33 protein-coding genes and 1 tRNA gene are annotated in these 26,228 nt (G+C 61.8%); 21 read left to right on the plus strand and 13 right to left on the minus strand.

Annotation, left to right across the window (positions count from 1 at the left end; translation table 11 throughout):
* Positions 1-393: response regulator (locus tag Q0025_RS08035; protein WP_297297775.1), on the plus strand; the 393-nt coding region annotated here is incomplete at its 5' end.
* Positions 394-534: 141 nt separating this feature from the next.
* Positions 535-1,275 (plus strand): response regulator transcription factor, encoded by a 741-nt coding sequence (locus Q0025_RS08040; protein ID WP_297297777.1) that lies wholly within the window; start codon positions 535-537, stop codon positions 1,273-1,275.
* A gap of 18 nt (positions 1,276-1,293) precedes the next feature.
* Here the strand turns inward: Q0025_RS08040 and Q0025_RS08045 are convergent, their stop codons facing one another.
* Complete coding sequence (locus Q0025_RS08045; RefSeq protein WP_297297779.1) at positions 1,294-1,551, minus strand: hypothetical protein; 258 nt, start codon at positions 1,549-1,551, stop codon at positions 1,294-1,296.
* 348 nt (positions 1,552-1,899) lie between these two features.
* Between Q0025_RS08045 and Q0025_RS08050 the strand changes: the two genes are divergently transcribed.
* The gene (locus Q0025_RS08050) at positions 1,900-2,262 is read left to right on the plus strand and encodes a response regulator (protein WP_297297781.1); all 363 of its coding nucleotides are present in this window, start codon (positions 1,900-1,902) and stop codon (positions 2,260-2,262) included.
* 105 nt (positions 2,263-2,367) lie between these two features.
* On the opposite strand, the gene Q0025_RS08055 is transcribed toward Q0025_RS08050, so the two are convergent.
* Positions 2,368-2,568 carry a hypothetical protein gene (locus tag Q0025_RS08055; protein ID WP_297297783.1) on the minus strand — a complete coding sequence of 67 codons (201 nt, stop codon included), beginning with the start codon at positions 2,566-2,568 and terminating at the stop codon, positions 2,368-2,370.
* 511 nt (positions 2,569-3,079) lie between these two features.
* On the opposite strand from Q0025_RS08055, the gene Q0025_RS08060 reads away from it, so the two are divergent.
* From Q0025_RS08060 to Q0025_RS08105, 10 genes are all read left to right on the plus strand, one after another.
* Complete coding sequence (locus tag Q0025_RS08060; protein WP_297297785.1) at positions 3,080-3,454, plus strand: hypothetical protein; 375 nt, start codon at positions 3,080-3,082, stop codon at positions 3,452-3,454.
* An 84-nt stretch (positions 3,455-3,538) separates the two neighbouring features.
* Positions 3,539-4,516: a formylglycine-generating enzyme family protein gene (locus tag Q0025_RS08065; protein ID WP_297297786.1), complete on the plus strand. Its 978-nt coding sequence runs from the start codon at positions 3,539-3,541 to the stop codon at positions 4,514-4,516.
* Positions 4,517-4,617: 101 nt separating this feature from the next.
* Complete coding sequence (locus Q0025_RS08070) at positions 4,618-6,267, plus strand: arylsulfatase (RefSeq protein WP_297297887.1); 1,650 nt, start codon at positions 4,618-4,620, stop codon at positions 6,265-6,267.
* A gap of 44 nt (positions 6,268-6,311) precedes the next feature.
* The gene (locus tag Q0025_RS08075) at positions 6,312-6,572 is read left to right on the plus strand and encodes a hypothetical protein (RefSeq protein WP_297297788.1); all 261 of its coding nucleotides are present in this window, start codon (positions 6,312-6,314) and stop codon (positions 6,570-6,572) included.
* An 81-nt stretch (positions 6,573-6,653) separates the two neighbouring features.
* Complete coding sequence (locus tag Q0025_RS08080) at positions 6,654-6,881, plus strand: hypothetical protein (RefSeq protein ID WP_297297790.1); 228 nt, start codon at positions 6,654-6,656, stop codon at positions 6,879-6,881.
* 259 nt (positions 6,882-7,140) lie between these two features.
* On the plus strand, positions 7,141-7,353 hold the full coding sequence (locus Q0025_RS08085; RefSeq protein ID WP_297297792.1) for a hypothetical protein: 213 nt from the start codon (positions 7,141-7,143) through the stop codon (positions 7,351-7,353).
* Positions 7,354-7,692: 339 nt separating this feature from the next.
* Positions 7,693-8,169: a VOC family protein gene (locus Q0025_RS08090; protein WP_297297794.1), complete on the plus strand. Its 477-nt coding sequence runs from the start codon at positions 7,693-7,695 to the stop codon at positions 8,167-8,169.
* Between the two features lie 216 nt (positions 8,170-8,385).
* Positions 8,386-8,685 (plus strand): hypothetical protein, encoded by a 300-nt coding sequence (locus Q0025_RS08095; RefSeq protein WP_297297796.1) that lies wholly within the window; start codon positions 8,386-8,388, stop codon positions 8,683-8,685.
* A gap of 543 nt (positions 8,686-9,228) precedes the next feature.
* Positions 9,229-10,443: an ammonium transporter gene (locus tag Q0025_RS08100; RefSeq protein WP_297297797.1), complete on the plus strand. Its 1,215-nt coding sequence runs from the start codon at positions 9,229-9,231 to the stop codon at positions 10,441-10,443.
* 10 nt (positions 10,444-10,453) lie between these two features.
* The gene (locus tag Q0025_RS08105; RefSeq protein WP_297297799.1) at positions 10,454-10,792 is read left to right on the plus strand and encodes a P-II family nitrogen regulator; all 339 of its coding nucleotides are present in this window, start codon (positions 10,454-10,456) and stop codon (positions 10,790-10,792) included.
* A 149-nt stretch (positions 10,793-10,941) separates the two neighbouring features.
* Here Q0025_RS08105 and Q0025_RS08110 read toward each other — a convergent pair.
* Positions 10,942-11,016 (minus strand) — tRNA-Val (locus Q0025_RS08110).
* A gap of 84 nt (positions 11,017-11,100) precedes the next feature.
* Positions 11,101-11,784: an HAD-IA family hydrolase gene (locus tag Q0025_RS08115; protein ID WP_297297801.1), complete on the minus strand. Its 684-nt coding sequence runs from the start codon at positions 11,782-11,784 to the stop codon at positions 11,101-11,103.
* Between the two features lie 113 nt (positions 11,785-11,897).
* Between Q0025_RS08115 and Q0025_RS08120 the strand changes: the two genes are divergently transcribed.
* The 5 genes from Q0025_RS08120 to Q0025_RS08140 all read left to right on the plus strand — a co-directional run bounded on the left by Q0025_RS08120 (position 11,898) and on the right by Q0025_RS08140 (position 16,398).
* On the plus strand, positions 11,898-12,272 hold the full coding sequence (locus Q0025_RS08120) for a hypothetical protein (protein ID WP_297297802.1): 375 nt from the start codon (positions 11,898-11,900) through the stop codon (positions 12,270-12,272).
* Positions 12,273-12,331: 59 nt separating this feature from the next.
* Positions 12,332-13,036 (plus strand): ribose-5-phosphate isomerase RpiA, encoded by a 705-nt coding sequence (gene rpiA / locus Q0025_RS08125; RefSeq protein WP_297297804.1) that lies wholly within the window; start codon positions 12,332-12,334, stop codon positions 13,034-13,036.
* Positions 13,033-14,463, plus strand: coding sequence for a glutathione-disulfide reductase (gene gor, locus Q0025_RS08130; RefSeq protein ID WP_297297806.1), 1,431 nt, complete (start codon positions 13,033-13,035; stop codon positions 14,461-14,463). Before rpiA ends, gor begins: the two co-directional genes overlap by 4 nt.
* Positions 14,464-14,607: 144 nt before the next feature.
* Entirely contained in the window at positions 14,608-15,993 is a 1,386-nt protein-coding gene (locus Q0025_RS08135; protein ID WP_297297808.1) for a class II 3-deoxy-7-phosphoheptulonate synthase, read from the plus strand.
* A gap of 141 nt (positions 15,994-16,134) precedes the next feature.
* On the plus strand, positions 16,135-16,398 hold the full coding sequence (locus tag Q0025_RS08140) for a hypothetical protein (protein WP_297297810.1): 264 nt from the start codon (positions 16,135-16,137) through the stop codon (positions 16,396-16,398).
* A 34-nt stretch (positions 16,399-16,432) separates the two neighbouring features.
* On the opposite strand, the gene Q0025_RS08145 is transcribed toward Q0025_RS08140, so the two are convergent.
* Positions 16,433-17,566, minus strand: a complete 1,134-nt coding sequence (locus Q0025_RS08145; RefSeq protein WP_297297812.1) for a ceramide glucosyltransferase — start codon at positions 17,564-17,566, stop codon at positions 16,433-16,435.
* Between the two features lie 131 nt (positions 17,567-17,697).
* Between Q0025_RS08145 and Q0025_RS08150 the strand changes: the two genes are divergently transcribed.
* Complete coding sequence (locus Q0025_RS08150) at positions 17,698-19,050, plus strand: glutamate--tRNA ligase (protein WP_297297889.1); 1,353 nt, start codon at positions 17,698-17,700, stop codon at positions 19,048-19,050.
* On the opposite strand, the gene Q0025_RS08155 is transcribed toward Q0025_RS08150, so the two are convergent.
* The 6 genes from Q0025_RS08155 to Q0025_RS08180 form a co-directional block, all read right to left on the minus strand.
* Positions 19,013-20,218, minus strand: coding sequence for a DUF2865 domain-containing protein (locus tag Q0025_RS08155; RefSeq protein ID WP_297297813.1), 1,206 nt, complete (start codon positions 20,216-20,218; stop codon positions 19,013-19,015). The genes Q0025_RS08150 and Q0025_RS08155 overlap by 38 nt on opposite strands.
* Positions 20,219-20,403: 185 nt before the next feature.
* Complete coding sequence (locus Q0025_RS08160; RefSeq protein WP_297297815.1) at positions 20,404-20,889, minus strand: ATP F0F1 synthase subunit B; 486 nt, start codon at positions 20,887-20,889, stop codon at positions 20,404-20,406.
* A gap of 126 nt (positions 20,890-21,015) precedes the next feature.
* Positions 21,016-21,561 (minus strand): F0F1 ATP synthase subunit B', encoded by a 546-nt coding sequence (locus Q0025_RS08165; RefSeq protein ID WP_297297817.1) that lies wholly within the window; start codon positions 21,559-21,561, stop codon positions 21,016-21,018.
* Positions 21,562-21,621: 60 nt separating this feature from the next.
* Positions 21,622-21,879, minus strand: coding sequence for a F0F1 ATP synthase subunit C (locus Q0025_RS08170; RefSeq protein ID WP_297297819.1), 258 nt, complete (start codon positions 21,877-21,879; stop codon positions 21,622-21,624).
* 55 nt (positions 21,880-21,934) lie between these two features.
* Positions 21,935-22,678: a F0F1 ATP synthase subunit A gene (locus Q0025_RS08175; RefSeq protein ID WP_297297821.1), complete on the minus strand. Its 744-nt coding sequence runs from the start codon at positions 22,676-22,678 to the stop codon at positions 21,935-21,937.
* A 51-nt stretch (positions 22,679-22,729) separates the two neighbouring features.
* Positions 22,730-23,107 carry an AtpZ/AtpI family protein gene (locus Q0025_RS08180; protein WP_297297823.1) on the minus strand — a complete coding sequence of 126 codons (378 nt, stop codon included), beginning with the start codon at positions 23,105-23,107 and terminating at the stop codon, positions 22,730-22,732.
* A gap of 364 nt (positions 23,108-23,471) precedes the next feature.
* Here Q0025_RS08180 and Q0025_RS08185 point away from each other — a divergent pair, with 364 nt between their 5' ends.
* Positions 23,472-24,443: a TonB family protein gene (locus Q0025_RS08185; protein ID WP_297297824.1), complete on the plus strand. Its 972-nt coding sequence runs from the start codon at positions 23,472-23,474 to the stop codon at positions 24,441-24,443.
* 217 nt (positions 24,444-24,660) lie between these two features.
* On the opposite strand, the gene Q0025_RS08190 is transcribed toward Q0025_RS08185, so the two are convergent.
* Both Q0025_RS08190 and Q0025_RS08195 read right to left on the minus strand, forming a co-directional pair.
* Positions 24,661-25,128, minus strand: coding sequence for an SRPBCC family protein (locus tag Q0025_RS08190; protein ID WP_297297826.1), 468 nt, complete (start codon positions 25,126-25,128; stop codon positions 24,661-24,663).
* A gap of 174 nt (positions 25,129-25,302) precedes the next feature.
* Entirely contained in the window at positions 25,303-25,482 is a 180-nt protein-coding gene (locus tag Q0025_RS08195; RefSeq protein WP_297297828.1) for a hypothetical protein, read from the minus strand.
* Positions 25,483-25,688: 206 nt separating this feature from the next.
* On the opposite strand from Q0025_RS08195, the gene Q0025_RS08200 reads away from it, so the two are divergent.
* Positions 25,689-26,228, plus strand: a complete 540-nt coding sequence (locus tag Q0025_RS08200; protein ID WP_297297830.1) for a formaldehyde-activating enzyme — start codon at positions 25,689-25,691, stop codon at positions 26,226-26,228.

The following is a 26,228-nucleotide window of genomic DNA, read 5'->3' on the forward strand; positions in this document are numbered from 1 at the left end:
CCGTCGCCGCTGCCGCAGGTCAATCTATCGGCGCGCGTGGTGATCGTCGAAAACGACAAGTCGGTCGCTGCGGGCATGATCACCTTATTGCGCCAATGGGGATGTGAGACGAAAGCCGTCCGCAACTTCAGCGAAGCCAGCGATCTTACCGGCGGCCCGGCGCCGGATATCGTGCTGGCCGACTATCATCTCGACAATGGCGAAACGGGGCTGAAGTCCGTGCGGCTGATGCGCAGGGTCTTCGGCGCCAAGCTGCCGGTCATCGTCTTGACCGCGGACCGGACGCGCGACGTCGCCGCAGCCGCGCAAGAGGCCCGCTGCGAATTCATGCTCAAGCCCGTCAAGCCGGCTGAGCTGCGATCGCTCATGGTGCATCTCTTGCGCAAGACCTGAGAGCAAAATCCGGCGCTTTCGCCTGGGCGGAAATGGCCGAAAGTCCAATGGCGGCCGGAATGGCGGCTTCTATGATCGGCCAACGTCAGCGCGGCCAAATCCCGCCTCCCGGCGCCGCCTTTCTAGACAGGATTGCCTTTAATGCCCGCGACCGATGCCACATATCTCGAGGCCAAACGATTGGGACGCACGATGCTGGAACGATTTCTGATCGTCGACGATCATCCGCTGTTCCGCGAGGCACTGCAAAACGCCATCCATCTGGCTTTTCCGGTCGCCGAGATCCTCGAGGCAAGCTCCATCGAGGCGGCGCAAAAAACCCTCGACACGGAAGAAAATATCGATCTGCTTCTGCTCGATCTCTCGATGCCGGGCACGCGGGGGTTCGAAGGCCTACTGGCTTTGCGGCGGCAGCGTCCGCGACTGCCGGTCGTGGTTGTTTCGGGGCTCGAAGACAGCCGCATCGTCGCCGAGGCTTTGGCTTGCGGCGTCGCCGGGTTCATTCCGAAATCCGTACGCAAGCCGGAACTTGCCTCCGCCATCCGCAATATCATGAATGGTATGGTCTATGTGCCGGATTGGTATACGCCGGACGCGGCGGTGCCGGCCAATGATGTCACAGGCGTTGCGGCGCGCTTGAAGACGTTGACGCCGCAGCAGTTGCGCGTGCTCGAAATGTTACGGCAAGGCAAGCTCAACAAGCAGATCGCGCATGAACTCAGCGTCGGCGAGACGACGGTGAAGGCGCATATCACCGAGATTTTTCGCAAGCTCAATGTGCACAGCCGAACCATGGCGGCGATGCAGCTGGCAAACGTCGATTTCGCCGCGATCTTGGCGGATGCGGGCATTAAGCGCCCGCGCCCGGCGTCGGACGCTTAAGCGAATAAAAGCAAGAGCTTAGCGGCGGACCAATTGCGCCTGCAGGCCGGGGCGATAATCGCGATAGCAGGCAACCCAGATGCGGTGGCGCTCGACTTGCGAGATGCCGAGCCGCTGCGCCCAATAGTTCTGCTCGGCCGTGCTGAGGCCACGAACGTCATCGCAAGTAAAAGCCATCGCTGAGGATGACAAAACACAAGCGGACAGGGCCAAAGCGCCGGCGAAGGCGAGATAATTGACGATATTCTTCTTAAACGGACGGATCGTTGACGACATCATTTCTCCTCTGCGGCCGGAGGGGTCGAATCTAGCCTTCCAAAAGATTCACGAAAACGTGTGATTAACCGGCAAATTGCCGCTAAACAAGGCTCAAATTTGTCAGGAAAGGCCAATTTGCTCTTTGCCCACCATTTATGGACCAAGACCCCCTTATCGCGCTTGCCCCGGCGCTCCTGGAATAACCTTGCAATAACAGCGTGTTGACTGATTAGGCTGTCGGCACGCGGGTGGCAAATCGTCTCGTTTGGATAAGGTCGCGGTCCGTTCCGAGCGGCCCCTGCTTTCGCAGTGCGAAACCTTTCAGGCTGCGTTTGGTTAAACAATCATCCAAAGCGGAGGTGCCGAATGAAAAAACTGCGCATTCTCATTGTTGAGGACGATGTCATGGCCAGGATGGCGCTGGAGACTATTCTGACGGACATAGCGCCGGTGGCCGTGATTGCCCAACGTTCGGTGCGCGACGCGACTGGCATCCTCGGCGAAAGATTCGATTTCGCCTTCCTCGACACCGAGGTCGCCGATGGCGAGACATTCGGCCTGGCTTATGCGCTCGCGGCGCGGGGCGTGCCCTTCGCGTTCATGACTGACCGGCGCCGGGATGAGTTGCCGTGGGCTTGGCTCAGCCATCCCGTCATCGCGAAGCCGCCGCGCCGCGCCGCCGTGCGCCAAGCCCTGCTGCACGCCGAAGATTATCCTTTGGTCGCCTAATCACAGCGCCATCGCCGCGGCCCGTTCTCGCGATCGGGCTGCGTGCCGCTGATGAGCCTCATCGCATCGACCTCATCGCACTTGCGCCTCGGCGGCAGCTTTCCCTCATTTTTTCTTATGGTCAGCGGGTGTCCCGACGCTGGTTTCCGGCTGGGTCTGGGATGGCGGATCGCTGGCCGGAAAAGATTCCTCCAGCGCTTCGTTGAGGTCTCTATCCTCATCTTCGGCTTTGTTACCCGGGAGTTTGCTGTCGGGCGCTTTATGCTGCGGCTTGTTCGTCGGTTGAGAAAGTTTCGAATCTTTCATCGGAACACCTCCACGCCTGTTCAATGCTCGGACAGAGCCAAGGTTGCGGGGTCTGCATTCGAATATCGTTAGCGCCGCACGTGCCGGATGGCGAGCGTTCAAACCATATAACCCACTCCCGTTTGGTACCGCAGCGATCCTGCAATGGTGGTCCTCTGTCAGAGTGCTCCAGCGCACCGCGCACGCGTGGCGTCGCATGACAACGTGTCATCCAATGCCGCGCGGTTCATGCGTCACAATAACGAAATGATCTGCTGCGCAGAGTCTTACACCTTGAACACGCCATGTAATTGGCGCGACGATCTTCGATGCTTTTAAATACATTGCTTGATAACGATCTTGGTCGAATGAAAAGCCTTTAGGAAAATTATTGAAAACACCGGGCTCTCGCAGTTGCGAGACCTTTCATCGCAAATAAGGCCGCGAGAAAATTGCTGGCGTGCCGCGCTTTATCGGAATAGGTTCAACGCGGCTGTTGAATGTTGATACCTCGATATTTCAGGAGGTGAACATGAAACCCAATGCTTTCACACTCGCTCTCGCGTTCTGTGCGGCGACGATGCTGATCGCGCCTGACGCGCAAGCTTTCCGCGGCGGAGGTGGCCGTGGATTTCACGGCGGCGGTTTCCATGGCGGCGGTCGTTGGGCTGGCGGCGGTGGCCGCTGGCATGGCGGTGGCGGCCGTTGGGCCGGCGGCGGCCATTGGCATGGTGGATATTGGCGAGGCGGGCGTTGGTACGGCGGCGGATATGGATGGGGCGCGGCTGCGGTCGGCGCGGCTGCCGGTGCGGCCGCCGTCGGCGCCGCGGCCTACGGCTCGTGCTATCGCCAGCAGACCTTCTGGAACGGCTATCAATATGTCACGCAATGGGTGAGGGTTTGCTAAGGCGCCACCAACAGGTGCGCCGGCGGATCGTTTCGGTTTCTCCATAGCTTCGATTGCGGAGCTGGAACGTGGGGACGATATCCGATGTCCGAGCCAATCGCCGGATGTGACGTAGAAAGCTGCGCCGCCCCGCCCGGCATGATCTTCATTCCGGGCGGAACGTTTCGCATGGGCTCGGATCGTCATTACCCGGAAGAAGCGCCGGTCCACCGCGTCACTGTCGATGGATTTTGGATCGATGCAAAACCCGTCACCAATCTGCAATTTGACGCGTTCGTTCGTGCCACCGGTCACGTCACCTTCGCCGAGATTCCGCCGGATCCCAAGGATTATCCGGGCGCGCTGCCGCACATGCTCTATGCGGGCTCGCTTGTCTTCACGCCGCCGTCTCACTCCGTCGATCTCCGCCATTGGGGCGAATGGTGGCGGTTCCTGAAAGCTGCCGACTGGCGTCATCCATATGGGCCGCAAAGCCACATCGATGGTCTCGACGATCATCCTGTCGTTCATGTCGCGCATAGTGACGCGCTCGCTTATGCCAAATGGGCGGCTAAGGACCTGCCGACGGAAGCGGAGTGGGAATTCGCGGCGCGCGGCGGGCTCGATGGCGCCGAATATGCCTGGGGCGACGAATTCAACCCCAGCGGAAAATTCATGGCCAACACTTGGTACGGGGAATTTCCGCGCGAGAACCTCAAGCTCGATGGCTACGAACGCACGTCCCCGGCTGGAGCCTTTCCGCCCAACGGCTATGGCCTCTACGATATGATCGGCAATGTCTGGGAATGGACCGATGATTGGTTCTCCCAGAAACATCGGCCGGATGCGCAGAAGGCCTGTTGCATTCCGCAAAATCCCCGCGGCGCACGCTTGGAAGACAGTTTCGATCCGAGCCAGCCGGAGATCAAAATCCCGCGCAAGGTGATCAAGGGCGGCTCTCACCTTTGCGCGCCGAACTATTGCCGTCGCTATCGGCCGGCGGCCCGCCACGCGGAGCCCGTCGATACATCGACGAGCCATCTCGGGTTCCGGTGCGTTGTGCGAAGGGGAGCTGAATCATGAGTTCCAGCGAGGAGAAATCGGGTCGCGCCAGAAAGCAGCACGAAGGGCCAAGCCGCCGCAGCCTCTTGATGTCGGGAACGGCGCTCGCCGCGGCCACGGCGATGGGGCCGGGCACGACCGTCGCGCAGGCCCAGCAACAGACGGCGCCGTCACCGAGCGGCAAACAACCGAACATTCTCGTCATCATGGGCGACGACGTCGGCTGGTTCAACATCGGCGCCTATCATCAGGGCATCATGTCCGGAAAGACGCCGAATCTCGACAAGCTTGCCGCCGATGGCATGCGGTTCACGGATTATTACGCCGAAGCGAGTTGCACGGCGGGCCGCGCGAATTTTATCACCGGCCAGATTCCATTGCGGACAGGTATGACGACGGTCGGGCAGGCGGGCGCCGATATCGGCTTGCCGGACCAATCCGTCACCATCGCGACGGTTCTCAAATCCATGGGTTACGCGACCGGGCAGTTCGGCAAGAACCACCTGGGCGACAAGAACAAATATCTGCCGACGCTGCATGGCTTCGACGAGTTCTTCGGCTATTTGTATCATCTCGACGCGATGTCCGACCCTTATTGGTTCGACTATCCGCAGGATTGGATCGACAAATATGGGCCACGCAATCTGGTCCATTGCTTCGCTACGGACACCGATGACCCGACGGACATGCCGCGCTGGGGCAAAGTCGGGAAACAGCGAATTACGGACGAAGGCCCGCTGGCGCCTTTCCCCCAGATGGGCGGTGACCGGCAATATTGGCAAAAGGGCCGCCCGGCCAAATACGATATGGAGACTTTCGACCAAGTGCTCGTCGAGCACGCGAACGGGTTCATGGACAAGGCGAAACAAGACGGCAAACCGTTTTTCATCTGGCACAATACGACACGCATGCATGTCTTTACTTATTTGCCTGAAAAATATCAGGCGATGATGAACTACCAGAGCAATTACAATGTCTATGAAGCCGGCATGGCACAGATGGACGATTGCATCGGCGCCTTGCTGAAGCATCTCGAGGAGATCGGCGAAGCCGACAATACGATCGTGATCTTCACCACCGATAACGGCGCCGAAGTTTTCACGTGGCCCGACGGCGGCATGACGCCCTTCCGCGCAACGAAGGGAACGGTGTTCGAAGGCGGTTTCCGGGTCCCGGCGATCATCCGTTGGCCGGGAAAGGTCAAGCCCGGCTCGGTCGAGAACGGTATTTTCTCGGGCCTCGATTGGTTGCCGACGCTCGCTGCCGCGGCCGGCAATCCGAACATCACGGAGCAGCTTTTGAGCGGGGTGAAACTTGGTGAGCGCACCTACAAAAACCATTTGGACGGGTACAACCAACTGGACCTGTTGACCGGAAACGGAGCCTCGGCGCGGCACGAGATCTTCTACTTCGGCGAGGCGCAACTCGGCGCGATCCGGATCGACGACTTTAAATTCCAATTCATTCAGCAGCCCTACGGCTGGCCCGGCGAGAAGGTCACGACGGATATGCCGACGATCGTCAACCTACGCCAGGATCCGTTCGAGCGGACGCCTTCAGTTCGCGGCGAATCGCTTAATGATGCGGGCGGAGGCTATGTCAACGACTTCCTGGCCCGCGAATTCTGGCGCTTCGTGGAGGTTCAGCAGAAGGTCGCGGCCTTGGCGCAGACGGCGATCGAATATCCGCCGATGCAAGCTCCTGCGTCCTTCAATCTTCAGGCGGTCAAGGCAAAGATCGAGGCCGTGATCAAGAGTCGCGAAGGACAATGAGGCTCGCTCGTCCGCTGGCGCGCGACCGAAGACGGGAACAAACCGTGGCGCCGAGATTAGGAACCTATGCGCTCGTGATCGCTCTCTTCCTCGGCGCTGCAAGCGGCCGGGCGCTCGCCGCGTCGCGCTTTGTCTGTAAGGATGCAGGCCCCTGCTTCTGTCTGTCTTCGACAATGCAATATTTTTCGCAGTCGAATGGCCCGTTGACCATCACCTGCATCAACAGCCGCACCTATAGCCGCACGTATTATGACTCAGTCAGCCAAGCGGAATGGCTGGCGGCGCGGGCAGCCGGTCCGCCTTAAGCTTTCACTTTTCGCGGCTTGCCAGCGCCGAAGTTCCGTGGAATCTTTCCTGTGCAAAGAATTTCCATGGGAGGAAATCTAATGAAAAAACTGATCTTGGCGCTCGTCTTTACCACCGCGGTTGCGGCTCCGGCGCTCGCCGATGACACTTATAGCCTCGTGAAGGATACGGTCGGCAATTGTTCGGCGGCCGTTACGTCGACGGAATATCCGGGAATGACCATCGTCGGCGATAAAACCTACTCGTCGCTGCAAGATGCTAATAAAGCCCTTGACGATGTGAAGGACTGCGCCGGCTTGGTTCGCTAAGAAGGTGGCTTGTCGCGCCAGCCTCGCCTGAGGCTGGCGCGTTTTTTGGAAGGTTCTGTCGCGGTTCCTGCGTCCCCTCTCGGTTGAGCGCGCCTGCTCCTGAGGGGTGGTATTTTTATTGTTCGGACCGCCCGGACCGCGATGCCGCGCGGAGGCGCCCGCGATCCCGCGATCAAATCAGCCGCGCCGCTGCGCCAGCCAAGAATTTGACGCTTTTCGGGGTCAGCTTGCGGCCAAGCTTATTGCGCATGGGGCCAATATGAACAGATTCAAGGTGAAATTGTTCAGCAGCGGTCTTTGGAAGAAGCAGGACTACGTCAGCGTGGAAGCGCCAGATCCAAAGACGGCAGCGGAATTTTTGAGCGGATTGAAGCTCATCGACAAGGGGCCGCCGGGCCGTTTGGTTGCGCTTGTCAGGCCGGATTTCGTCCTCTCGGGGGCCTCGGCGATGGCGTTTTACGCAGCCGCTTAAGTAGGCCGCTTCACTCTGCCTCCGGCACTGTCGGAGCATCATCGCGGACGCCGGTGCGAATTGATCCGCCGATCGCCGCTCGCGCCAAGTTCGATCCGCCGCGGAACGCAATTGGTTGGCTTCGATCTCGGTTGACCTGCGTTCAATGTCGAACTGCCGCGATAGGGCCAGCCTCGCTGGGTGATACGGCAGTAATCCAACGCCTCGGCTCAGTTACGATCAACGTGCAAAGCACGGTCAGCGGTTGACGACGGCGCCTGCGCTCCCAGATGTTCGCCAGGGTTGGCTGGCCTTCGCCGTCGAAGCATGATCGATCGCAGCCGGAGGGGAGATGATTGCATGTCGAAAGTCAGCACATGTCTCTGGTTCAATAACGATGCCGAGGAAGCCGTAGCCTTCTACATTTCACTGCTGCCCAATTCCCGCATCGATCACATCCTGCACGCACCGGGTCCTTGGCCGGGAGGGAAGGCCGGCGAAATCATTCTGATAAAATTCGTCCTCAACGGGCAAAACTACCAAGCCCTCAACGGTGGAACGGCCGCAGATTATGGCACGGCGGCGTCGATTGCCGTGGAATGCGCCGATCAGGCAGAGATTGACCGGCTTTGGGCGGCCTTGAGCATGAACGGCGGTGCGGGAATCGCCTGCGGCTGGCTTCGCGACCGCTGGGGCGTGCCGGGGCAGATCGTGCCCGAGGTTCTCCCGCGCCTCCTCGCCGATCCCGACCCGGCTGTATCGAGCAGGGCCTTCACTGCGATGCAGAGCATGATCAAGCTTGACGCTGCCGCCCTGCAAAACGCGGCTTTAGGGTGAGCCGACGCGAGGACCAGAGTCGATCGAGGGCTTTTAATCTCAACGGGATCGGCGCGTCTCGTCTTTGCCCGGCGCGCGCCAAAGAAATAACCGGCAACGTCGCATCAAGGCGCGAACGAAACGTCGTCGGCGCGCTTGCAATAACTTTCGTGAAAGATGCAACAAGCCGGCGTGGCTCGCATTCCGTTCGATCCCTGCATTCGAAAGGAAGCGACCATGCAAAACACCTTGAAGAAAGCGATCATCGCAGGCGCGACGGCGCTCATCATCGTTGGCGGCGCCGCAACGGTGCCGGGGGCGGCATTCGCCGTTGGCAAAGGCACGAGCACGTTTGGCGATGGCTTTTATGGCAGTGGCTACGGCTGGAGCGGCTATGCGCAGGACGGCTATGCGGAGGTCGGCAGTTACGGCGCGTGTGGCCCCTACGGTTATGGCTATGGCGAAGGCTATCGCGATGGCTACGCGCCGGGAAACTGGGACGGCTGCGGCGAAGCGCCGTACGGATATTACAGATGAGACCACGAAAGCGGCTCCCCGGAGCCGCTTTCCGCTTTGCAAACAAAAATGCGATGCGGGCCAGATTCCGTGCTCTCATGAGCGCCCTATGACGAGGGGCTCGATGATCCGCTTGCACCCGAACTCCCAACCGCCGCGCCGGAGGTTCCCGCCTGTGCAAAGGCTGCGCTGGCGGAGCCAAAGGAAAGCGCCACGATCAACGCCACCATCTTCCGGATTTCATCGGAATTCTCCTGCCTTCAGAGTATTCCGCGCTTAATCGGGCGATCCGTCGCTTGTTCCTCTCTCGTCAAGAAACTAATTCTCGCGATAGGATGAAACCTTCCAGCGTCGGTTCCGTTGCGTTTGGCGTGCGTCCCGTACTTCGCACAGGAAAGCCCCGCTCAGCCCTTCCTCCCGCTGGCGGGGCTTTTTTGCGAGTCGGTGACTCGTCCCCTGTGAAGGGCGCTCGGCCGACGGCACCCCCTTGCTGCCGCCAAAAAAACGTGCATTTTGCCCGCTTGATAAGCATGTGTTCCGGAGCATGCGAAGAGCGGGGGCAGGATGATCGACGGCGGGGATACGGCATGGCTTCTAACTTCCAGCGCCCTCGTTCTTCTTATGACGCTTCCAGCGCTTGGCCTTTTCTATGCCGGCTTGGTCCAAGCGAAGAACATACTCTCCGTCCTGATTCAGTGCATTGCGCTGACGGCTTTGATTTCTCTGCTGTGGTATGCTGGCGTCTATAGCGAGGCCTTTTCCGGCCATGGCGCGCTGATCGGCGATATGAACGCCGCGATGCTGGGACATCTCAGTCGCAGCGCAGTCCATCCGGGCACGCGCATTCCAGAATCCGTTTTTGTAATGTTTCAAATGACCTTCGCCGTCATCACGCCCGCGTTGATGATCGGCGCTTATGCGGAGCGCATGCGATTTGGCCCCGTGCTGATTTTCTCCGGCCTTTGGCTCGTCTTCGTCTATGCGCCCGTGACGCATTGGGTGTGGGGCGGCGGGTGGCTTGCCGCGCGCGGCGTGATGGATTTTGCCGGCGGCATCGTCGTGCATGTCACGGCAGGCGTATCGGCGCTCATGATCGCCTGGATGCTCGGGCCGCGGGAAGGATATCCTAGCGCCTTGCGTCCGCCGCACGCGCCCTGGATGGTTATGGTCGGCGCTTCGCTCTTGTGGGTTGGCTGGTTTGGCTTCAATGCCGGAAGCGCGCTGGCGGCGGGTGCCGACGCCGGCATGACAATGCTTGCAACGCATCTGTCCGCCGCGACGGCAACGCTGACCTGGATTGTCATCGAGCGCGTCAACTTTGGAAAATCGAGCCTCGTCGGAGCTGTCACGGGTTCGGTGGCCGGTCTCGCAGCCATTACACCGGCGGCCGGCTATGTCGGCCCGACGGCGGCGATCGTGATAGGCCTCACAGCCTCGCTTGTCTGTTACGGCGCCGTTCTTATCGTAAAGCGTCGGCTGCGCGTTGATGATGCTCTCGACGTTCTCGGCGTGCATGGGGTCGGCGGCGCGCTCGGCACCCTTTTGCTTCCCTTTCTGGTCTCCTTTGGCCCAGGTGGCGTTTCGTTATCGCGCCCGGTCTTCGCCCAATTTCTGGTACAGCTCGAGGGCGTGTTGAGCGTCGCCGTCTGGTCGGCGCTCGCAACCTTCATCATCGTAAAGCTGATTGCGATCGCCGTCGGTCTGCGCGTCGACCAAAGGGTGGAGATCCAAGGGCTCGACTTCGCGTTACATGGCGAAACCGGCTACAACGTCGAGTAGGAGTCGCACCGTGAAATTGATCGTTGCAATCATTCAACCCTTCCGGATCAACGACGTGCGTGAGGCGCTGATGAAAGTCGGGGTTGACGGCATGACCGTCAGTGAAGTGCGCGGCTATGGCCGACAGAAGGGTCATAAGGAAATCTATCGCGGTGCCGAATATTCGATCTCTTTCGTTCCCAAGCTCAAGATCGAAGTGGCCGTCCCGGACGACCGCGCCGCTTCTGCGGCGACGGCGATTCGCGAGGCGGCGCATTCCGGCCAGATCGGCGATGGGAAAATATTCGTGCTTCCGCTCGATGACGCGACGCGCATTCGCACCGGCGAATCCGGCGACGCCGCGCTCTGATCGCCCTCGATGCGGTTGAGGCACGGCTGGGGAAGGGCACGCGATTCGACGTTGCCGGCACGAAGAGACATCGCGTGAATGACCGCGTGGCTTCCACGCGCAAGTTTCGCGCCGTTCGCGTCTTTTTCAGCTAAATCAGTCGATTAAAATGGTGGGCGCGACAGGGATTGAACCTGTGACCCCTCCCGTGTGAAGGGAGTGCTCTCCCGCTGAGCTACGCGCCCGAGCCGGCCCGCGGCCGGATTCGACGGCTACGCAAACCGGCTTTTGACCGGCAAGTCAAGGCCGCCTGCCGGGCTTCGCCGCCATCAGCGGCTCCAGACCGCCTTGGCGATATCGTCCACCGCATCCCAGAGCGCATCGAAATGCGAGATGACCCGGTTCGGCTTGTAGGTCGCCACCGGCTGGTCGGAATAGCCGAAATCGACCGCGACGACGGGAACTTTCGCGTTCTGCGCCGTCTCGATGTCGGTTTTCGAATCGCCGACCATGATGGTGCGGTCGCGGTGGCCGCGGGCCTTGTCGATCGTCATCAAGAGCGCGCCTGCATCCGGCTTGCTGACCGGGAACGTGTTCTTGCCGCAGATTGCCGCGAAGCGATCCGCCACGCCGAGCGCCTTGAGCAGCAGGACGGAGGATTTGTCGATTTTGTTGGTGCAGACGGCGAAGCGCCAGCCCGCCGCCTCGAACTGATCGAGCGCCGCGATCACGCCCGGAAAGAGCGTCGAGGCATCGGCGATATGGGCGTCGTAATGGACGAGGAAATCCTCGAACATGGCGTCGATCTCCGGCTTCGGGAGCAAGACGCCGGCATGGGCCAGGGCGCGCTCGATCATCAGCCGTGCGCCGCCGCCGACCATGGCGCGCGCCGCGTCATAGTTCACGGGCGCGACGCCGATCCCGGCGAGCACTTGATTGAGCGTCGAAACGAGATCCGGCGCGGTTTCGGCAAGCGTGCCGTCGAGATCGAAGACGAGAAGGGGGGCGGTCATGGCGAGGGCATAAGCGCCTCGCGTCGCAGGATCAAGTTCGCCGCCCGTGCCCTCGCGTCGCAGTTTTGGCCGCCCTGGCTTATAAACAAGAGCCCGATTCGCCGGAGCGTGCCATGCCGAGATTCGCTTTTTTCCCTTGCGCCTTCGCCTTGCTCAGCCTCGGCTTGAACACCGGCGTTGCCCTGGCGGCGAGTTACGATTTTCTCGCCGCGCCGGAGCGGGATTTGAATCGCGTCTACCGGCTCGATCGCACCACGGGCGAGATCGGCGCCTGCCAATATGGGCTCAAGGAAGGCGCCGCCGTCGGCATCACCCTTTGCTATGAGCCGGGCGAAGGCGCCGGGCCCCAGCCGGCCAGCGATTATGCCCTCGTCGCCTCGAGCCATGAACGCGAGGGCGGCGTTTTCCGCGTCGACCGGCGCACCGGGCTCATGTCGATCTGCTACGTCCTCAACGACAAGGTCGTCTGCACGCCGCCGGCCAAATAGGTGCGGCGATGACGATCCGTCCGGTTGACGGCGGCGGGGCGAGAGCCTAGCTGGCCAGCATGAGCAACGCCGATGATCTGAAGCGGCAGGCCGCCGCGAAAGCACTGGATCTGGTTGAGCCCGGCATGCGGCTCGGCCTCGGCACCGGCAGCACCGCGGCGCATTTCGTCGATCTGCTCGGTCAGCGCGTCGTGCAGGGGCTTGAAGTCCTGTGCGTGCCGACCTCCGAGCGCACCCGCGCTCAGGCGCAATCGCGCGGCATTCCGCTCGCTGAATTCGACGCGCTGCCGGAGCTTGATCTCACCGTTGACGGGACCGACGAATTCGACCCGCATTTGCGCCTCATCAAGGGCGGCGGCGGCGCCTTGCTGCGCGAAAAGATCGTCGCCGCCGCTTCGCATCGAATGGTGGTCATCACCGATGCCTCGAAGGCGGTTGCGAGGCTTGGCCGATTTCCCTTGCCGGTCGAAGTCAACCGCTTCGGCCTTGACGCGACGCGCCGCCTGATCCTGCGCGAAGCGGCACGCGCCGGCTGCGAGGGGCCGCTGAGCTTGCGCGGCGGCGACAAGGGCGCGCCGTTCGTGACCGACGGCGGCCATTACATTATCGACTGCGCCTTTGGCGCCATTCCGGCGCCGGAGGATTTGGCGGCGCGCCTCATCGCCATCCCCGGCGTCGTCGAGCATGGGCTGTTCATCGGCTATGCGCGCGCCGTGATTTCCGCCGGCTCGCAGGGGATCGAAATTTTCGGGAGCCTCGGATGAGCACGGATTACGACGTCGATCTCTTCGTCATCGGCGCCGGGTCCGGCGGCGTGCGCGCGGCGCGGATCGCGGCCGGCTACGGTGCCAAAGTCATGGTGGCGGAGGAATACCGCATCGGCGGCACCTGCGTCATTCGCGGCTGCGTGCCGAAAAAGCTGATGGTCTATGCGAGCCGGTTTGCCGATGCCTTTGCCGATTCAGAAGGGTTCGGCTGGACGCTTGGGTCCGTCTCTTTCGATTGGGGGAAGCTCGTCGCCGCGAAGGAAAAGGAGATTTCGCGGCTCTCGGCAATCTATCGGACCAATCTGGAAAAAGCCGGCGTCACGCTTGTCGAAAGCCGCGCCTTGGTCGAAGGCCCGCACCAGGTGCGTCTCCTCGCGCACGATCGCACCGTCAGCGCCCGCGTCATCCTGATCGCCACGGGCGCGGCGCCGTTCCTCGGGCCGGAGGTGCCCGGCCGTGACTTGGCGATCACCTCGAACGAGATCTTCGATCTTCCGGAACAACCGAAACGGATCCTGATCGTCGGCGGCGGCTATATTGCCGTCGAATTTGCCGCGCTGCTGCGGCGTCTCGGCAGCGACGTGACGGTCGCGCTGCGCGGCGACAACATTCTGCGCGGCTTTGACGAGGATGTGCGCTGCTGTTTGCGCGACGCTTTAACCGGTAGCGGAATCGCCTTCAAATTCAGCGATATGCCCAGAGGATTCGAGAAGAAGGGCAAGGCGATCGAAGTGACGCTTGCAAACGGCGAGAGGTTCGCGGTCGATCAGGTCATGCTGGCGACGGGGCGCCATCCCAACACGCATGGGCTCGGCCTTGAGACAATCGGCGTCCGTCTCGACGGCGTCGGTGCGGTTTGCGTCGATCCTTATTCGCAATCGTCGGTGCCGTCGATCTATGCCGTGGGCGATGTCACCAACCGCGTCGCCCTGACCCCGGTGGCGATCCGCGAGGGACATGCATTCGCCGACACGGTTTTCGGCGGCAAGCCGGTGGCGGTCGATCACGCGGGGATTCCGACGGCCGTGTTCGCGACGCCGGAACTTGGGACGGTCGGCCTCACCGAAGCCGAGGCACGGCTGAAACATGCTATCGTCGATGTCTTCAAGGCGCAGTTCCGGCCGCTCAAGGCGACCTTGTCGGGCAGCAGCGAAAAGGTCTTCATGAAGATCGTCGTTGATGGCGAGACGGATCGCGTGCTCGGCGTCCACATTGTCGGCGACGATGCGGGCGAAATGGCGCAACTCCTCGGGATCGCCGTGAAACTGGGAGCGACCAAGGCGGCTTTCGACGCGACGGTCGCGGTGCATCCGACCTCGGCCGAGGAATTGGTGACGCTGCATACGCGCACCGCCCGCTATGAGCAGGTCCAGCTCGATCCGGGCGAGGCAGCGGCGCTCATGGACGAGGAGAGGACGCCTTAACGCCTTTTAAATCAACGCGATCCGTCGGGTGCTCGCGTCCGGTTGAAGGATATCGCAAAGCGTCACATATCATGTTACAGCAACGGGGAAATTCCGTTGTTCAAGCTGTTTTGCGCCAAGATTTCCGGCGCGTTGGATCGTGTTATGCCTCTCGAACCCTGGTCGCCGAAAACCTGGCGGACAAAGCCCATTGAACAAGCGCCGGTTTATCCGGACAGCGCCGCGCTCGCCGATGTGGAGCGCCAGCTTGCGTCATTTCCGCCGCTCGTCTTTGCCGGCGAGGCGCGCAAACTGAAGGCGTTGCTCGCCAAGGCTTCGAAGGGCGAGGCGTTCCTGTTCCAGGGCGGCGATTGCGCCGAGAGTTTCGCCGAGCACGCGGCCGACAACATCCGCGATTTCTTCCGCGTCTTCCTGCAGATGGCGGTGGTGATGACCTTTGGCGCGGCGTTGCCGGTGGTCAAGGTCGGCCGCATCGCCGGCCAGTTCGCCAAGCCGCGCTCCGAGCCGTTTGAGAAAAAGGGCGATGTTTCGCTGCCGAGCTATCGCGGCGACATCGTCAACGACATCGCCTTCACCGAGGCGGCGCGGGTGCCCGATCCGCAACGCCAGCTCGATGCCTATCGTCAGTCGGCGGCGACGCTCAACCTGATCCGCGCCTTCGCCTCGGGCGGTTACGCCAATCTCGAAAACGCGCATCGCTGGATGCTGGGCTTCATCAAGGACAGCCCGCAGTCGGCCCGCTATCAGGAACTCGCCGACCGCATCACCGAGACGCTCGGCTTCATGCGCGCGATCGGGCTCGATCCCGAGTCGCACCAGGAATTGCGGCAGACCGATTTCTACACCTCGCATGAGGCGTTGCTGCTCGGCTTCGAGGAGGCGCTGACCCGCGTCGATTCGACGACCGGCGATTATTACGCGACCTCGGGCCACATGCTCTGGGTCGGCGACCGCACGCGCCAGCTCGATCACGCGCATATCGAATATTTGCGCGGCATCGAAAATCCGCTGGGCCTCAAATGCGGCCCGTCGCTGACGCCGGATAACATGCTTCAGCTCATCGACCGGCTCGATCCGGCCAATGAGCCCGGCCGGCTAACGCTCATTTGCCGCTTCGGCGCCGACAAGGTGGGCGAGCATCTGCCGAAGCTGATCCGCGCCGTGCAGCGCGAAGGCCGCAACGTGCTTTGGGCCTGCGACCCGATGCATGGCAACACGATCAAGGCGGCGAGCGGCTACAAGACGCGGCCATTCGACCGGATCATGAGCGAAATCCGCAGTTTCTTCGCCGTGCATCACGCCGAAGGCACCTATGCCGGGGGGGTGCATTTGGAGATGACGGGCAAGAACGTCACCGAATGCACCGGCGGCGCGCGGGCGATCTCGGAAGCGGATCTGTCCGACCGCTACCACACCTATTGCGATCCGCGCCTCAATGCCGAGCAGGCGATCGAGGTCGCATTCCTCGTCGCGGAACTGCTGAAGGCCGAACGCCTGCAACGCCCGCCGGCCGTCGCCGCCGCGGAATAGCGCCAAAAAGTTTTTGTTTGCAAGGGGTTGGCGGGCTTGCCGTCGGGCGGCCCGCGCCGCCCGTTCGTCTCTGCTTGCTGGCGCCCTATATCCTCCTCGTTCGCGCAGCCGAAAAGCGCTGCGGGCAGAGGAGGAACTCGAATGAGGTGGAGCCTTACGATCGCGCCGCTCGCCGCGGCATTGGCATTTTCAGCGCCGGCATTCGCAACCGACATGATGACCGGTCATCACGCCTGCGCCTCAGGCGGAAAGAAAGGTGGCTGCGTGGCGCACCACTCGATGGAGCACTATGCGGGGCATCACGCCTGTGCCTCCGGCGGCAAGAAAGGCGGCTGCGTCATTCATCACCCCATGGGTCACCATGCGACGCCATCGGGCGACAAAAAGAGCGGCGATATGAAATAGCGGCTGTTTGCGTTTTTGAGCGGCCGTGAGCCCTTCAGGTGCTCGGCCGCTCCTTTTCACGCATGGTCATTTCCGTGCCGCGCCAGACGAAATCATTGACGAGCCAGGCGTCGACATAGACCACCGGCAGCATGGCATCGCGCAGCAGGAAGAGCAGCGGCATGCGCCAAGAGAAATACCAGCGGTTGGAGCGGGCGAGCGCCGTTTCGCCACTGTAGAGCACGGCGAGGACGAGGGCGGCGGCGAGCAGCGGATTGAAGCCCAGGAGACCGCCGGCATAAGCACCGATGACCGCCGGTGTCGCCGACCCGGAAAGAATCTCCGGCAGGAAATGCAGCGGGAAGGTCTTGCGCCGCATGCGCGCCCAGCGGATCTGCCGGTTCCAGATGTCCCGCAGCGTCCGCTTGCCGAGCGGCTGCGGAAACGGGCTATCGACAAGGTTGATATTGAGGCCGGCCGAACGCACGACTTTGGTCGAGGCGGCATCTTCGGCGATCTCGGCGGCCAGCGCCCGGATGCCGCCGCCGGCTTCCAGAATGTCGCGCCGCCAGAGCATGTTCTTGCCCTGGGCAAAACCGGTGCCGACGCCGTCGGCGGCATATTGCCAGCGCGCCTGATAAGTGTTGAGGAAGGCGATCTCGAGTTCCGCCCAGACGTTCGTCGGATGCGAGCCCTGCGGCATGGAACAGACGAGGCCGGTCGCGGGCTTCCAGGCGGCGAGCAGCCGTTGGATATAGTCGCGCGGCATCAACACATTGGAATCGGCGAGAATGATCCAATCGTAGCGAGCAGCATCCCAGCCGCGCACGCAATTGTTGAGTTTCGGGTTGGCGCTGACGCGCTCATCGCCGATGATCAGCCGGGCGGGGACGCCGGCATTGGCGGCGATCAGCTTCTGCAGCACCGGAACGACGGGATCGTTGCCGCGGGCAACGCAGAAGATCACCTCGTAATGCGGATAATCGAGCCGAAAGCTCGATCCGAGCGTTTCCTCACAGAAATTGTCGATGCCGCAGCAGGGGCGCACGATGCTGATGGGCGGTGCGTCAGCCGGAGGCGGCAGGGGAGTCGCCCGCGGCTTCGAATGCCGAATCGCAATCGCGACGCTGATCAGATTGAGGATGACCAGGATAAGACATGTAAGGGCCAAGGCCCAGGCTAGCGTCATCAGCGGCGCCTCCGCACCTTTCCAGTTTGCTTACATTGGCCCAAGAACGCAATCCAGCGGCGAGGAAACGGGTGACCGAGCATCAGCCTTGCAGCCTCGCGGCTGCGAGGGTAGGCGTAAATGAAGGGAAGATCATGCCGCCTATTGTCCGTTTTGCTCCATCACCGACCGGCCGAATTCATATCGGTAATGCCCGGACGGCGCTCATCAATTTTCTTTTCGTAACGAGAGACCGTGGCCGATTCATTTTGCGTTTCGATGACACTGACGTCGCGCGCTCCCGAAAGGACTACGCCGAGGCGATCGAGGCGGACCTCGAATGGCTCGGCATCGTGCCGGATGCGGTCGTCCACCAATCCCAACGATTCGGGCTCTATGACGCCGCCGCGGCAAAGTTGCGCGCCGCCGGACGGCTTTATCCCGCCTACGAAACGGCCGATGAGCTTGAGCGGCGCCGTAAGCGCCAGCAGGCGCGCGGTCTGCCGCCGATCTACGACCGGGCGGCGCTCCATCTGACTGCCGAAGACCGGGCGGCGCTCGAGGCCGAGGGTCGCCGGCCGCATTGGCGTTTCCGGCTCGATCCAGCGGTCATGCGTTGGGATGATCTTGTCCGCGGCGAAAGCCACATCGATGCAGCCTCGCTTTCCGATCCGGTGCTGATCCGCGAAGACGGCACCTATCTCTACACCTTGCCGTCGGTGGTGGACGATCTCGATCTCTCAATCAGCCATATCATCCGTGGCGAGGATCATGTGACGAACACCGCAGTCCAGATCCAGCTTTTCGAGGCGCTTGCCGGTTCCGGCGCCGCGCCGGTCTTTGGCCATCATAACCTGCTGACGACGGCCTCCGGCGAGGGATTGTCGAAGCGCAGCGGCGCCCTATCGATTGGCACTTTGCGCGAGGAGGGGATCGAAGCGCTGGCCGTTGCCGCCTGTGCCGTCCTGACGGGTACATCGGATGCGGTTCATCCGGTCCAGTCGCTCGAGGCGCTCGCCGCGCAATTCGATTTTTCACATGTCAGCCGCAACCAGGCGAAATTCGATCCGGCCGAGCTCAAAACCTTGTCGGCGCGCACTCTGCACCAAATGCCTTTCGAGGCGGCGCAGGCGCGACTCGCGGCGTTCGGCATTGCCGGCCCGAAAGCCGAGGCGTTTTGGCATGCCACGCGCGCCAATTTGGAGACGTTCCATGACGTCGCCGGATGGTGGGGCGTGGTTGCCGGCGAGATCGCCCCGCTCATCGAAGAAGCCGACTTCATCGCCGCAGCGCGCCGCGCCTTGCCCGCCGAGCCTTGGGATCAGGCGACTTGGGGGCAATGGACAAATCTGTTGAAAACAGAGACCGGCCGGAAGGGCCGGGCGCTTTTCCATCCGCTCCGGCTGGCTTTGACCGGGCGTGAGCAGGGCCCGGAACTCGCCGGCCTGCTGCCTCTGATCGGCCGGGCTAAGGCTGAGGCCCGACTATCCGGACGCGCCGCGTGACGCCGTCAGCGCCGGTAACCTGGGTCGTCTGACCGGCACCTTGCGGATAAGACGTCTGGTTGTTGACGCCGCCGGCGGAGATGCCGGCCGTGTCGGTGCTTGCCGTCGGCACTTGTGCCGCCGCGGCGGCGTCCTGGTTGATGATATCGTCATTGTTGTCGGTCGCATCGGTGTCGTCGGCCGCGGGCTTACGGCCCTTTCTGCCCGATGCGGCGGCGGTTGCCGGCCGCGCCATTTCGTCTGACTTTTCTTGCGTGACGACGATTTCGCCTTTCTTGCTGTGGCTCAGCATGGCTTCGGCGTTGGCCAGCGTGTCGGCCCAGGTCGCACCGGCGGCGCGGCATGAGCAGGAGGCATCCAGGCTCTTCTGATACTTCAGCGCGGTCGGCAGGCTCATATAGGGCTTGCCGTCGAGACCCACCGCCGTCTGGATCGCTTGGCCCGGCACACGCGTATAGACGCTGGTCTCGGCATTGGGGCAGGAGGCCTTGCAGAAATCGGTCAGCGTTTCCTGATCGCGTCCCGGCGCATAGGCGATCGGGAAAAAGGCGCCATCGCAATGACGAACGCATAAAATTTCCGAGCCGCCTGTCGGCGTCCCGGCGACATCCTGTTGGGGAACGGCGTCGAGCGGCGGCGGCGCGAGATCGGACGGCGCCGGGTTCGGATTCGGGCCGCCGAACAGGCCGCCCAAAAATCCGCCCTGTGTTGCGGTCTGCTGGCGGCAATAAGCGTTATAGCTTGCGACCATCTGCTGGCGCTGCGGCGAATCGACGAAGTGGCGGGCGCTGGCTTCGAGCTGCCCGAGGCTTGCACGCAATTGCTCGATCTGCGCGTTGACCTGGCCACATTGCGGCGGCGGCGCCGAGCCGAAAAAGAAGAATTGTTGGCGGTCACAGCCGAGCCGGTGGCCATAGGCTTCGGTGCGCGCCAAGCCCGCGCGCTGGCTGCGGATCGTACCGGCGTAGGGATTGGCGCGCGTGTTGGCGCGATCGAGCGCGGCGAGCTGCGTGCGTATCGCGGCGCAGTCGGCGCCTTGCGCCGAAGCAGTCCGCGACGCGTCCGCAAAGGCCGCGAACAAAGCCAGCGCCGCGGCGATGCCCGTAACGCCGGCGGCGCGGGGAATGGTGTATCCGAAAGCGAAAACCTGGCGCGAAAGACGCGTCATTCCAACCTCGTCAGGCGGAACCGCCGGCGGCACAGCCGGGTAACGGCTGATCGAGGCCTCGGCCTGCGGCTAAAACCAAAGTGCCTGTATGCACTTACCGCCTTTAGCCATGCGACCGCGACCTTTTCAAGGCCGCTCTAACGCGTTTGCGTGAAGAAACGCGTCGGGCCCAACTCGTGCAGCCTTCAATGCAGCAGCCGCTTGAGGCCGGAAATGCCCTGTTCGACAAGCGCGTCGCCATAGGCGCCCTTGGCCTGCGATTTGAGCACGATCTCCGAGGCTTTGGTCGCTGCATCGGCGGCCGCGTCGCGGACCTGCGCAAGCGCTTGGGTTTCAGCCGAGGCGATTTTGTCTTCGGCCTGCTTGGTGCGCCGCTGGACGAAATCGGCGACGCGCTCATGCGCGTCCTTGGCGATGAGTTCGGCCTCGACCTGCGCTTGGGCGATGATCGCCTTGGCCTCGTCCTCCGCCTCTTTTTTCTTGCGCACGAACGAGGCGAGCAATTCCTCCGCCTCCTTGCGCAAGGCGATCGCTTCGTCGATCTGGGCCTTCACCCGCGCGCCGCGGGCGTCAAGCGCGATACCCATCTTCTTGTACAGGCCGAAATAGCCGAGCAGGCCGATGAAGGTGATGAAGGCAACGAAATCCCAGAACTCGGCATCGAAATGCATGGCGCGGCTCCGCTTTTGAGCATGTTCCGAAAAAGTTGCAGACTTTTTCGATCAGAACATGCTCCAACGTTATCGATTGGCGCGATTTCTTAGCGGCCGGATGAACCCATCCGGACAGAAAGCGCGCTAGGCTTTCAGCTTGGCAATGGCATCGGCAATCGTGGCCGGATCGGCCGGCTTGCCGGTGATATGTTCGAGGATCGCCGCGGCGGTATCCTGTGCGATCTGGTCGACGCTCGCCATGGCTTTGGCCTTGGTCGCTTCGATCTGCTTTTCCGCGGCCACGAGCCGGGCATTCAATTCGGCTTCGAGCGCATGGCGCTTTGCATCGGCCTCGGCGGCGAGGCGCGCGTGTGTCTCCTGCGCCAAGCTCTGCGCATTGCTGCGCGCGTCGGCCAGCGTCTTCTGATAATCGGCGGCGGCCTGATCGGCCTCCTTACGCTTGACATGCGCGGCCAGCACATCGGCGTTGATCTTGTTATGCCGCGCTTCGAGGATACCGGAAACGCGCGGCAGCGCGACGCGCGACATCAGCCAATAGAGCAGGCCGAAGGTCAGCGCGAGCCAGATCAGCAGTGAACCGAAATTGGTCGAATCGAACGGCGGAAACACTTCTTTGGCCGGCGCCGGCTGGGCCTGGGTGGTTGCCGTATGTTCGAGGCTGCTTGCCATTTTTCAAATCCGCCAAATGAATGGGGCGCGAGCCGCCGGAAGCAGCCCGCGCCGTTGAGATCAATGAATTGCGAACAACAGCAGCAGTGCGACGAGGAAGGCAAAAAGCCCCAGAGCTTCCGCCAAAGCGGCGCCGACGAAGGCGCGGCCGAACTGCGCGTCGGAAGCCGTCGGATTGCGCAGCGCGCCTGACAGGAAGTGGCCGAAAACCAAACCGACGCCGATAGCGGCGGCGCCCGTTCCGATCGCCGCGAGGCCCGCGCCGATATATTTCCCTGCGGTCACGATTTCGCCAGGGCTTGCGAGTGCATCTGCCATATTTAAAACTCCTGCCTATTTTGAAGGGCGACCGATCTGTTGTTGCGCTCTTTATTCAGTGGCCCGGATGAAATGCGTCATTGAGATAGACGCAAGAAAGAATGGTGAAGATGTAGGCTTGCAGAACCGCAACGAAGAGTTCGAAGCCCAAGAGGACGACATTGGCGAGAAACGGCAGCGGCGCGACGATCCATGTGGCAACACCGGCGCCGAGCAGCGCGGCGACGAAACCCGCCATGACCTTCAGCGTGATATGGCCGGCCAGCATGTTGGCGAAGAGACGGACGGAAAGGGTGATCGGCCGGATGAGGAAGGAAATCACCTCGATGACGACGATGAACGGCAATAGCCATATCGTGACGCCCGACGGCACAAACAGTTTCAGAAAGTGCAGCCCGTGCCGGGAGAAGCCGACAGCGAGCACGACGAGGATGACCACGATCGCCAGCGCGAAGGTGATGACGAGCTGACTGGTGATCGAGAAGCTGAACGGCAGCAGCCCCAGGAGGTTGCAAGCCAAGATGAACATGAAGACGGTGAAGATCAGCGGGAAGAACTTCATGCCCTCGGTGCCGGCGCTCATCTTTACGGTCGAGGCGACGAATTCGTAGGACATTTCCGCCGCCGATTGCAGCCGCCCCGGGACGATCGAGCGCTGCGAGGTGCCAATCAGCATGACGATGCTGACGACGCCGACGACCAGCAGCATGAAAAGCGAGGCATTGGTGAAGCTGACGTCGAGCCCGAAGAGGTGAAAGGGCACGAAAGGCTGGACGGCAAACTGATGAATGGGATCCATTGCTAAACCCGTACCCTATAATCCTGCGGTGCCGTGGCACCAGTTTAAGCTTCAATCGCGTTTGCGCGCCGGCCCGGCCGCGATCTTGTAGATGTTCACCATCCCCGCTGCCATCCCCAACAGAAGGAAGAGGATGAGAAGAATCGGCCCGGTATGCAGCCATTTGTCGATCTGCCAGCCGATGAGCGCCCCGACGACGATCGCCGAGACGAATTCGACGAGCACTCGGAAGCCGAGATTGCCCGCCTCAAGCGACTGGCCGGAAAGTTCCGGCACATCCGGCTCGGTCGGGTCCCGATGCTGCTGAAGCGCGTTGGATAATTTGGAAAGCCGTTCCCGTAGGACGGCGTCTTCCTCGGCGCTTCGCCCCTCGTTGGTGTGATCGGCTCCCCCCTGGCCGCCCGAACCCTCGCCTTGTACCATCGCCATTCCGCCTTCTGCGTAGCGGGTTTGGCGCTCTATAAAGTGCCGCGGCGTAAAAAGCGAGCACGACCAGGAACGAAACCTCTGGCCGAAACGCTCTATGCCCCGGAAAGCGGCGGCAACATAAAAATGCCGTCTGCCACTGTCAAGCTACACAGGGCGTATTCTAAGGCCATGAAAGCGCAAGAATTTTCGCCATGCTTGCCGCCGCGAAGCCGGATGTGACAAAAGGCCGGGTGGGGATCAGGCAAAAGTCGGGCGATCGCTGCGCATGGCCTCAATCGATTGCGCCGGCAGCCAGGGAAATTCCCGTCCGGCAAAGTGAAAGCGCTCCGTGACCGACGCCTCTTCCAGCCCGCAAGAAACTTTGGTGGTAAGTCCAGAGGATCGGCTGTTCGACTTCGCCGATCCGTTCTGGCGCGCCGCGCGGCGTCGGTTTCCGCATCTGCTCGTTGCGGTTCTGCTGCTGCATCTGACGGTGCTTGCGCTGCTGATTCTCATCGATCAGCCGGACAAGGAGGCGGCCCCGGCAGAAAAAGAAATCCCCGTCCAGGTAATCGTCCAGCCGCCACCCCCACCGCCGCCGCCGCCGCCAAAACCGGAGCAGAAGAAGCCCGAGCCGAAGCCGAAACAGCCGCCGCCAAAGCCGCAATACGAGAAGGAGGAAAAACCCGCCTTCGACGCCCCGCGCGCGGCCAATCAGGAAACGATCAAGCGGGAGGCGCTTGACGATCGAACGCGCTCGCCCCTGAAGGCTCCGCCGACGCCCGCCAACGACACCAAACCGACGCCGAATGCGCCGAAGCCGGCGCAGGACGCCGCGCCGGAGGCGGCCGACCAGACGACCTCGCCCGAAGTGCCGAAGGACGAGAAGGATGCCGAGGCTCTGAACAAAGCCGCACCGATCAAGGACAAGAAAGCCGCGATGCGGATGCGCAAGACCAAGCATCGCGCGACTTTGCCGGACGACGAGCGCGGCGCCGTCGCGCGCGAACTTGCTTCACTTGAACCTTCGCCGAATTTCACCTTCGCCGCCAAAACCGAAGTCTCCCCGGTTTCCGGCGGCACGGAGGATATGCGCTATCTGTCGGTTCTGTTCGGGTTGATCATGCGGCAGCGGCACTTTCCGACGCGCGTCCTGCACACGGATGTCCAAGTCGTGGTCGGCTTCTGGATCGACGACAGCGGCGCGCTGGTTCAAACCGAGATTTATCGCACGAGCGGCTATCCGGAATTCGATCATGAAGCAGTCGCCGCGGTCCGCCGCGCGGCGCCGTTTCCGCAGCCGCCCTATGGCGAGCCGCATGGTTTCATCGCGAAGATGGAATTTCCGGCGCGCTGACGCTTAGAGCGGGATGCGAAAAAGAGTCAGCGGTTTTTTCGCAAAAAAAATCCTGTTCGAAATGATGAGAATCGATCACGTTTATGATTTCGGGTCGGTTCGATCCGAAATCATCGTGATCTAGAATCAAAAAGGCAGCCTCTTGCAGCAACAAGAGACCGCCCGGCGGGAATGACGTCGCTGCAAGGAACCGACAGCGACGTCAGAATACGGCGCTCTATTTCGCGAGCGCGTCGGCGCCGTCTTTGTAGATGCCGTCGATGATCTTCTTGGCGGCGTCGTCGGTCGTGCCCTTCACGGCCTTGTACTTGCCCGACCAAATGATGTCGGAACCCGACCCGTCGGCGACGACCTTGATCGTCGAAATATAGTTTTTGATCGGCAGCGGGCTCTTGACGATCCGGTAGGTGTAGCTGTGGCCCGTCTTGTCCCAATCCATGAGGCGTTCGACGATTGTGCCGCCGCCCTTCAAGGTGAGCGTGCGGATTTTATTACCGTACGACAATTCGCATTTGGCAACGGCGGGATGCCAATTTCCGATGCCGCAGAAATTTCCCACCTTCGCCCAGACGTCGGCGACCGAATGCGTGGACGTAGCCTTGTATTCCGACTCAATGGCGAAGGCAGACACGCAGGACATCAACAGCGCGGCCGAACCGGCGGCAAATACTAGAACTCTCTTCATCGGGCGTTTCTCCGTTTATTCCCATCAGCTCAGCTCTGGGCCTTTTCACCTTAGCCTCGGGCGCCGGGCCGTGGCAATCCTGCAAGGGTTCTTTATTCTTGGGGCGCTTCGGCAAAAAATCGCGCCGGGCAGGCCGGCGCGACGGTGGCGAATTCGCCGCCTCAGACGATCGGCTCAGTCGTGGTCGTGGTGGTGATGGACGACGACATAATGACGATGGTGCATATCGTGCCAATGACCGCCGTGATGAATGACCACGACATGGTGGTGGTGGTATTCGTCCGCCATTGCCCCCGCAGGCGCAAAGGCCACAGCCGAAGCCAGCACAATCGCCGCGATTACTTTCTTCAACATCGAGCTTCCCTTATTCGTTATGAGACTCGCGGCCGCGCCGCGGTTCTCTCGGCGCACTATCGAAATCGCGCCATTAACCGCGGCTGAACTTGGCCGTTCGCAATCGGCCTGGGCGGCACCGATGACGCGAATGTGAGCGTGCCGCTTTGGCCTTGGACAATCCGAGCCCGAATGTTATGCGAGCACCAAAGCTTAGGGGTGACGATATGAGCGAGATTTGGTTACGCACCGGTGAGGCGACGGTTCTGGCCGCCGAAGGGCAATTTACCGACGCCATGCCCGAGGTCTTGATCGGCGACATTCGCGGTCCGGTCGGTCAGGCCTTTGCCGCGATGGCAGGACAGGTCGCCGGCCATCCGCGCATGTTCGTCATCCGCGATCTCAATCAGCAGGTGCGGCCGGCGACGATGATGACCACCAAAATGACCGTGCGCTCGGAGGCCTATGTGGAACTGCTCGGCGGCATCGTCCAGGCCGCGACGGGGGATGCCATCGTCGATTGCCTTGCCGAAGGGATTTTGCCGAAGGATAAGGCCGACGATCTTTGCATGATCATCATGATCTGGCTCGATCCGCGCTGTGCGACAGATGAGACGCTCGACCGGCGCGACCTCCATCGCACCAATTACGAGGCGACCAAGCTCGCCATCTCGCGCGCCATGAAGGGCGAGCCGACGGCCGAGCAATTGATTGCCAACCGCAAGACGGTGAGCCATTACGCGCTTGAGGGCGTATTCGACGATTGA

This window comes from uncultured Methylovirgula sp. (genome assembly GCF_947646745.1).
In the GTDB taxonomy this organism is placed as follows: Bacteria; Pseudomonadota; Alphaproteobacteria; order Rhizobiales; family Beijerinckiaceae; genus Methylovirgula.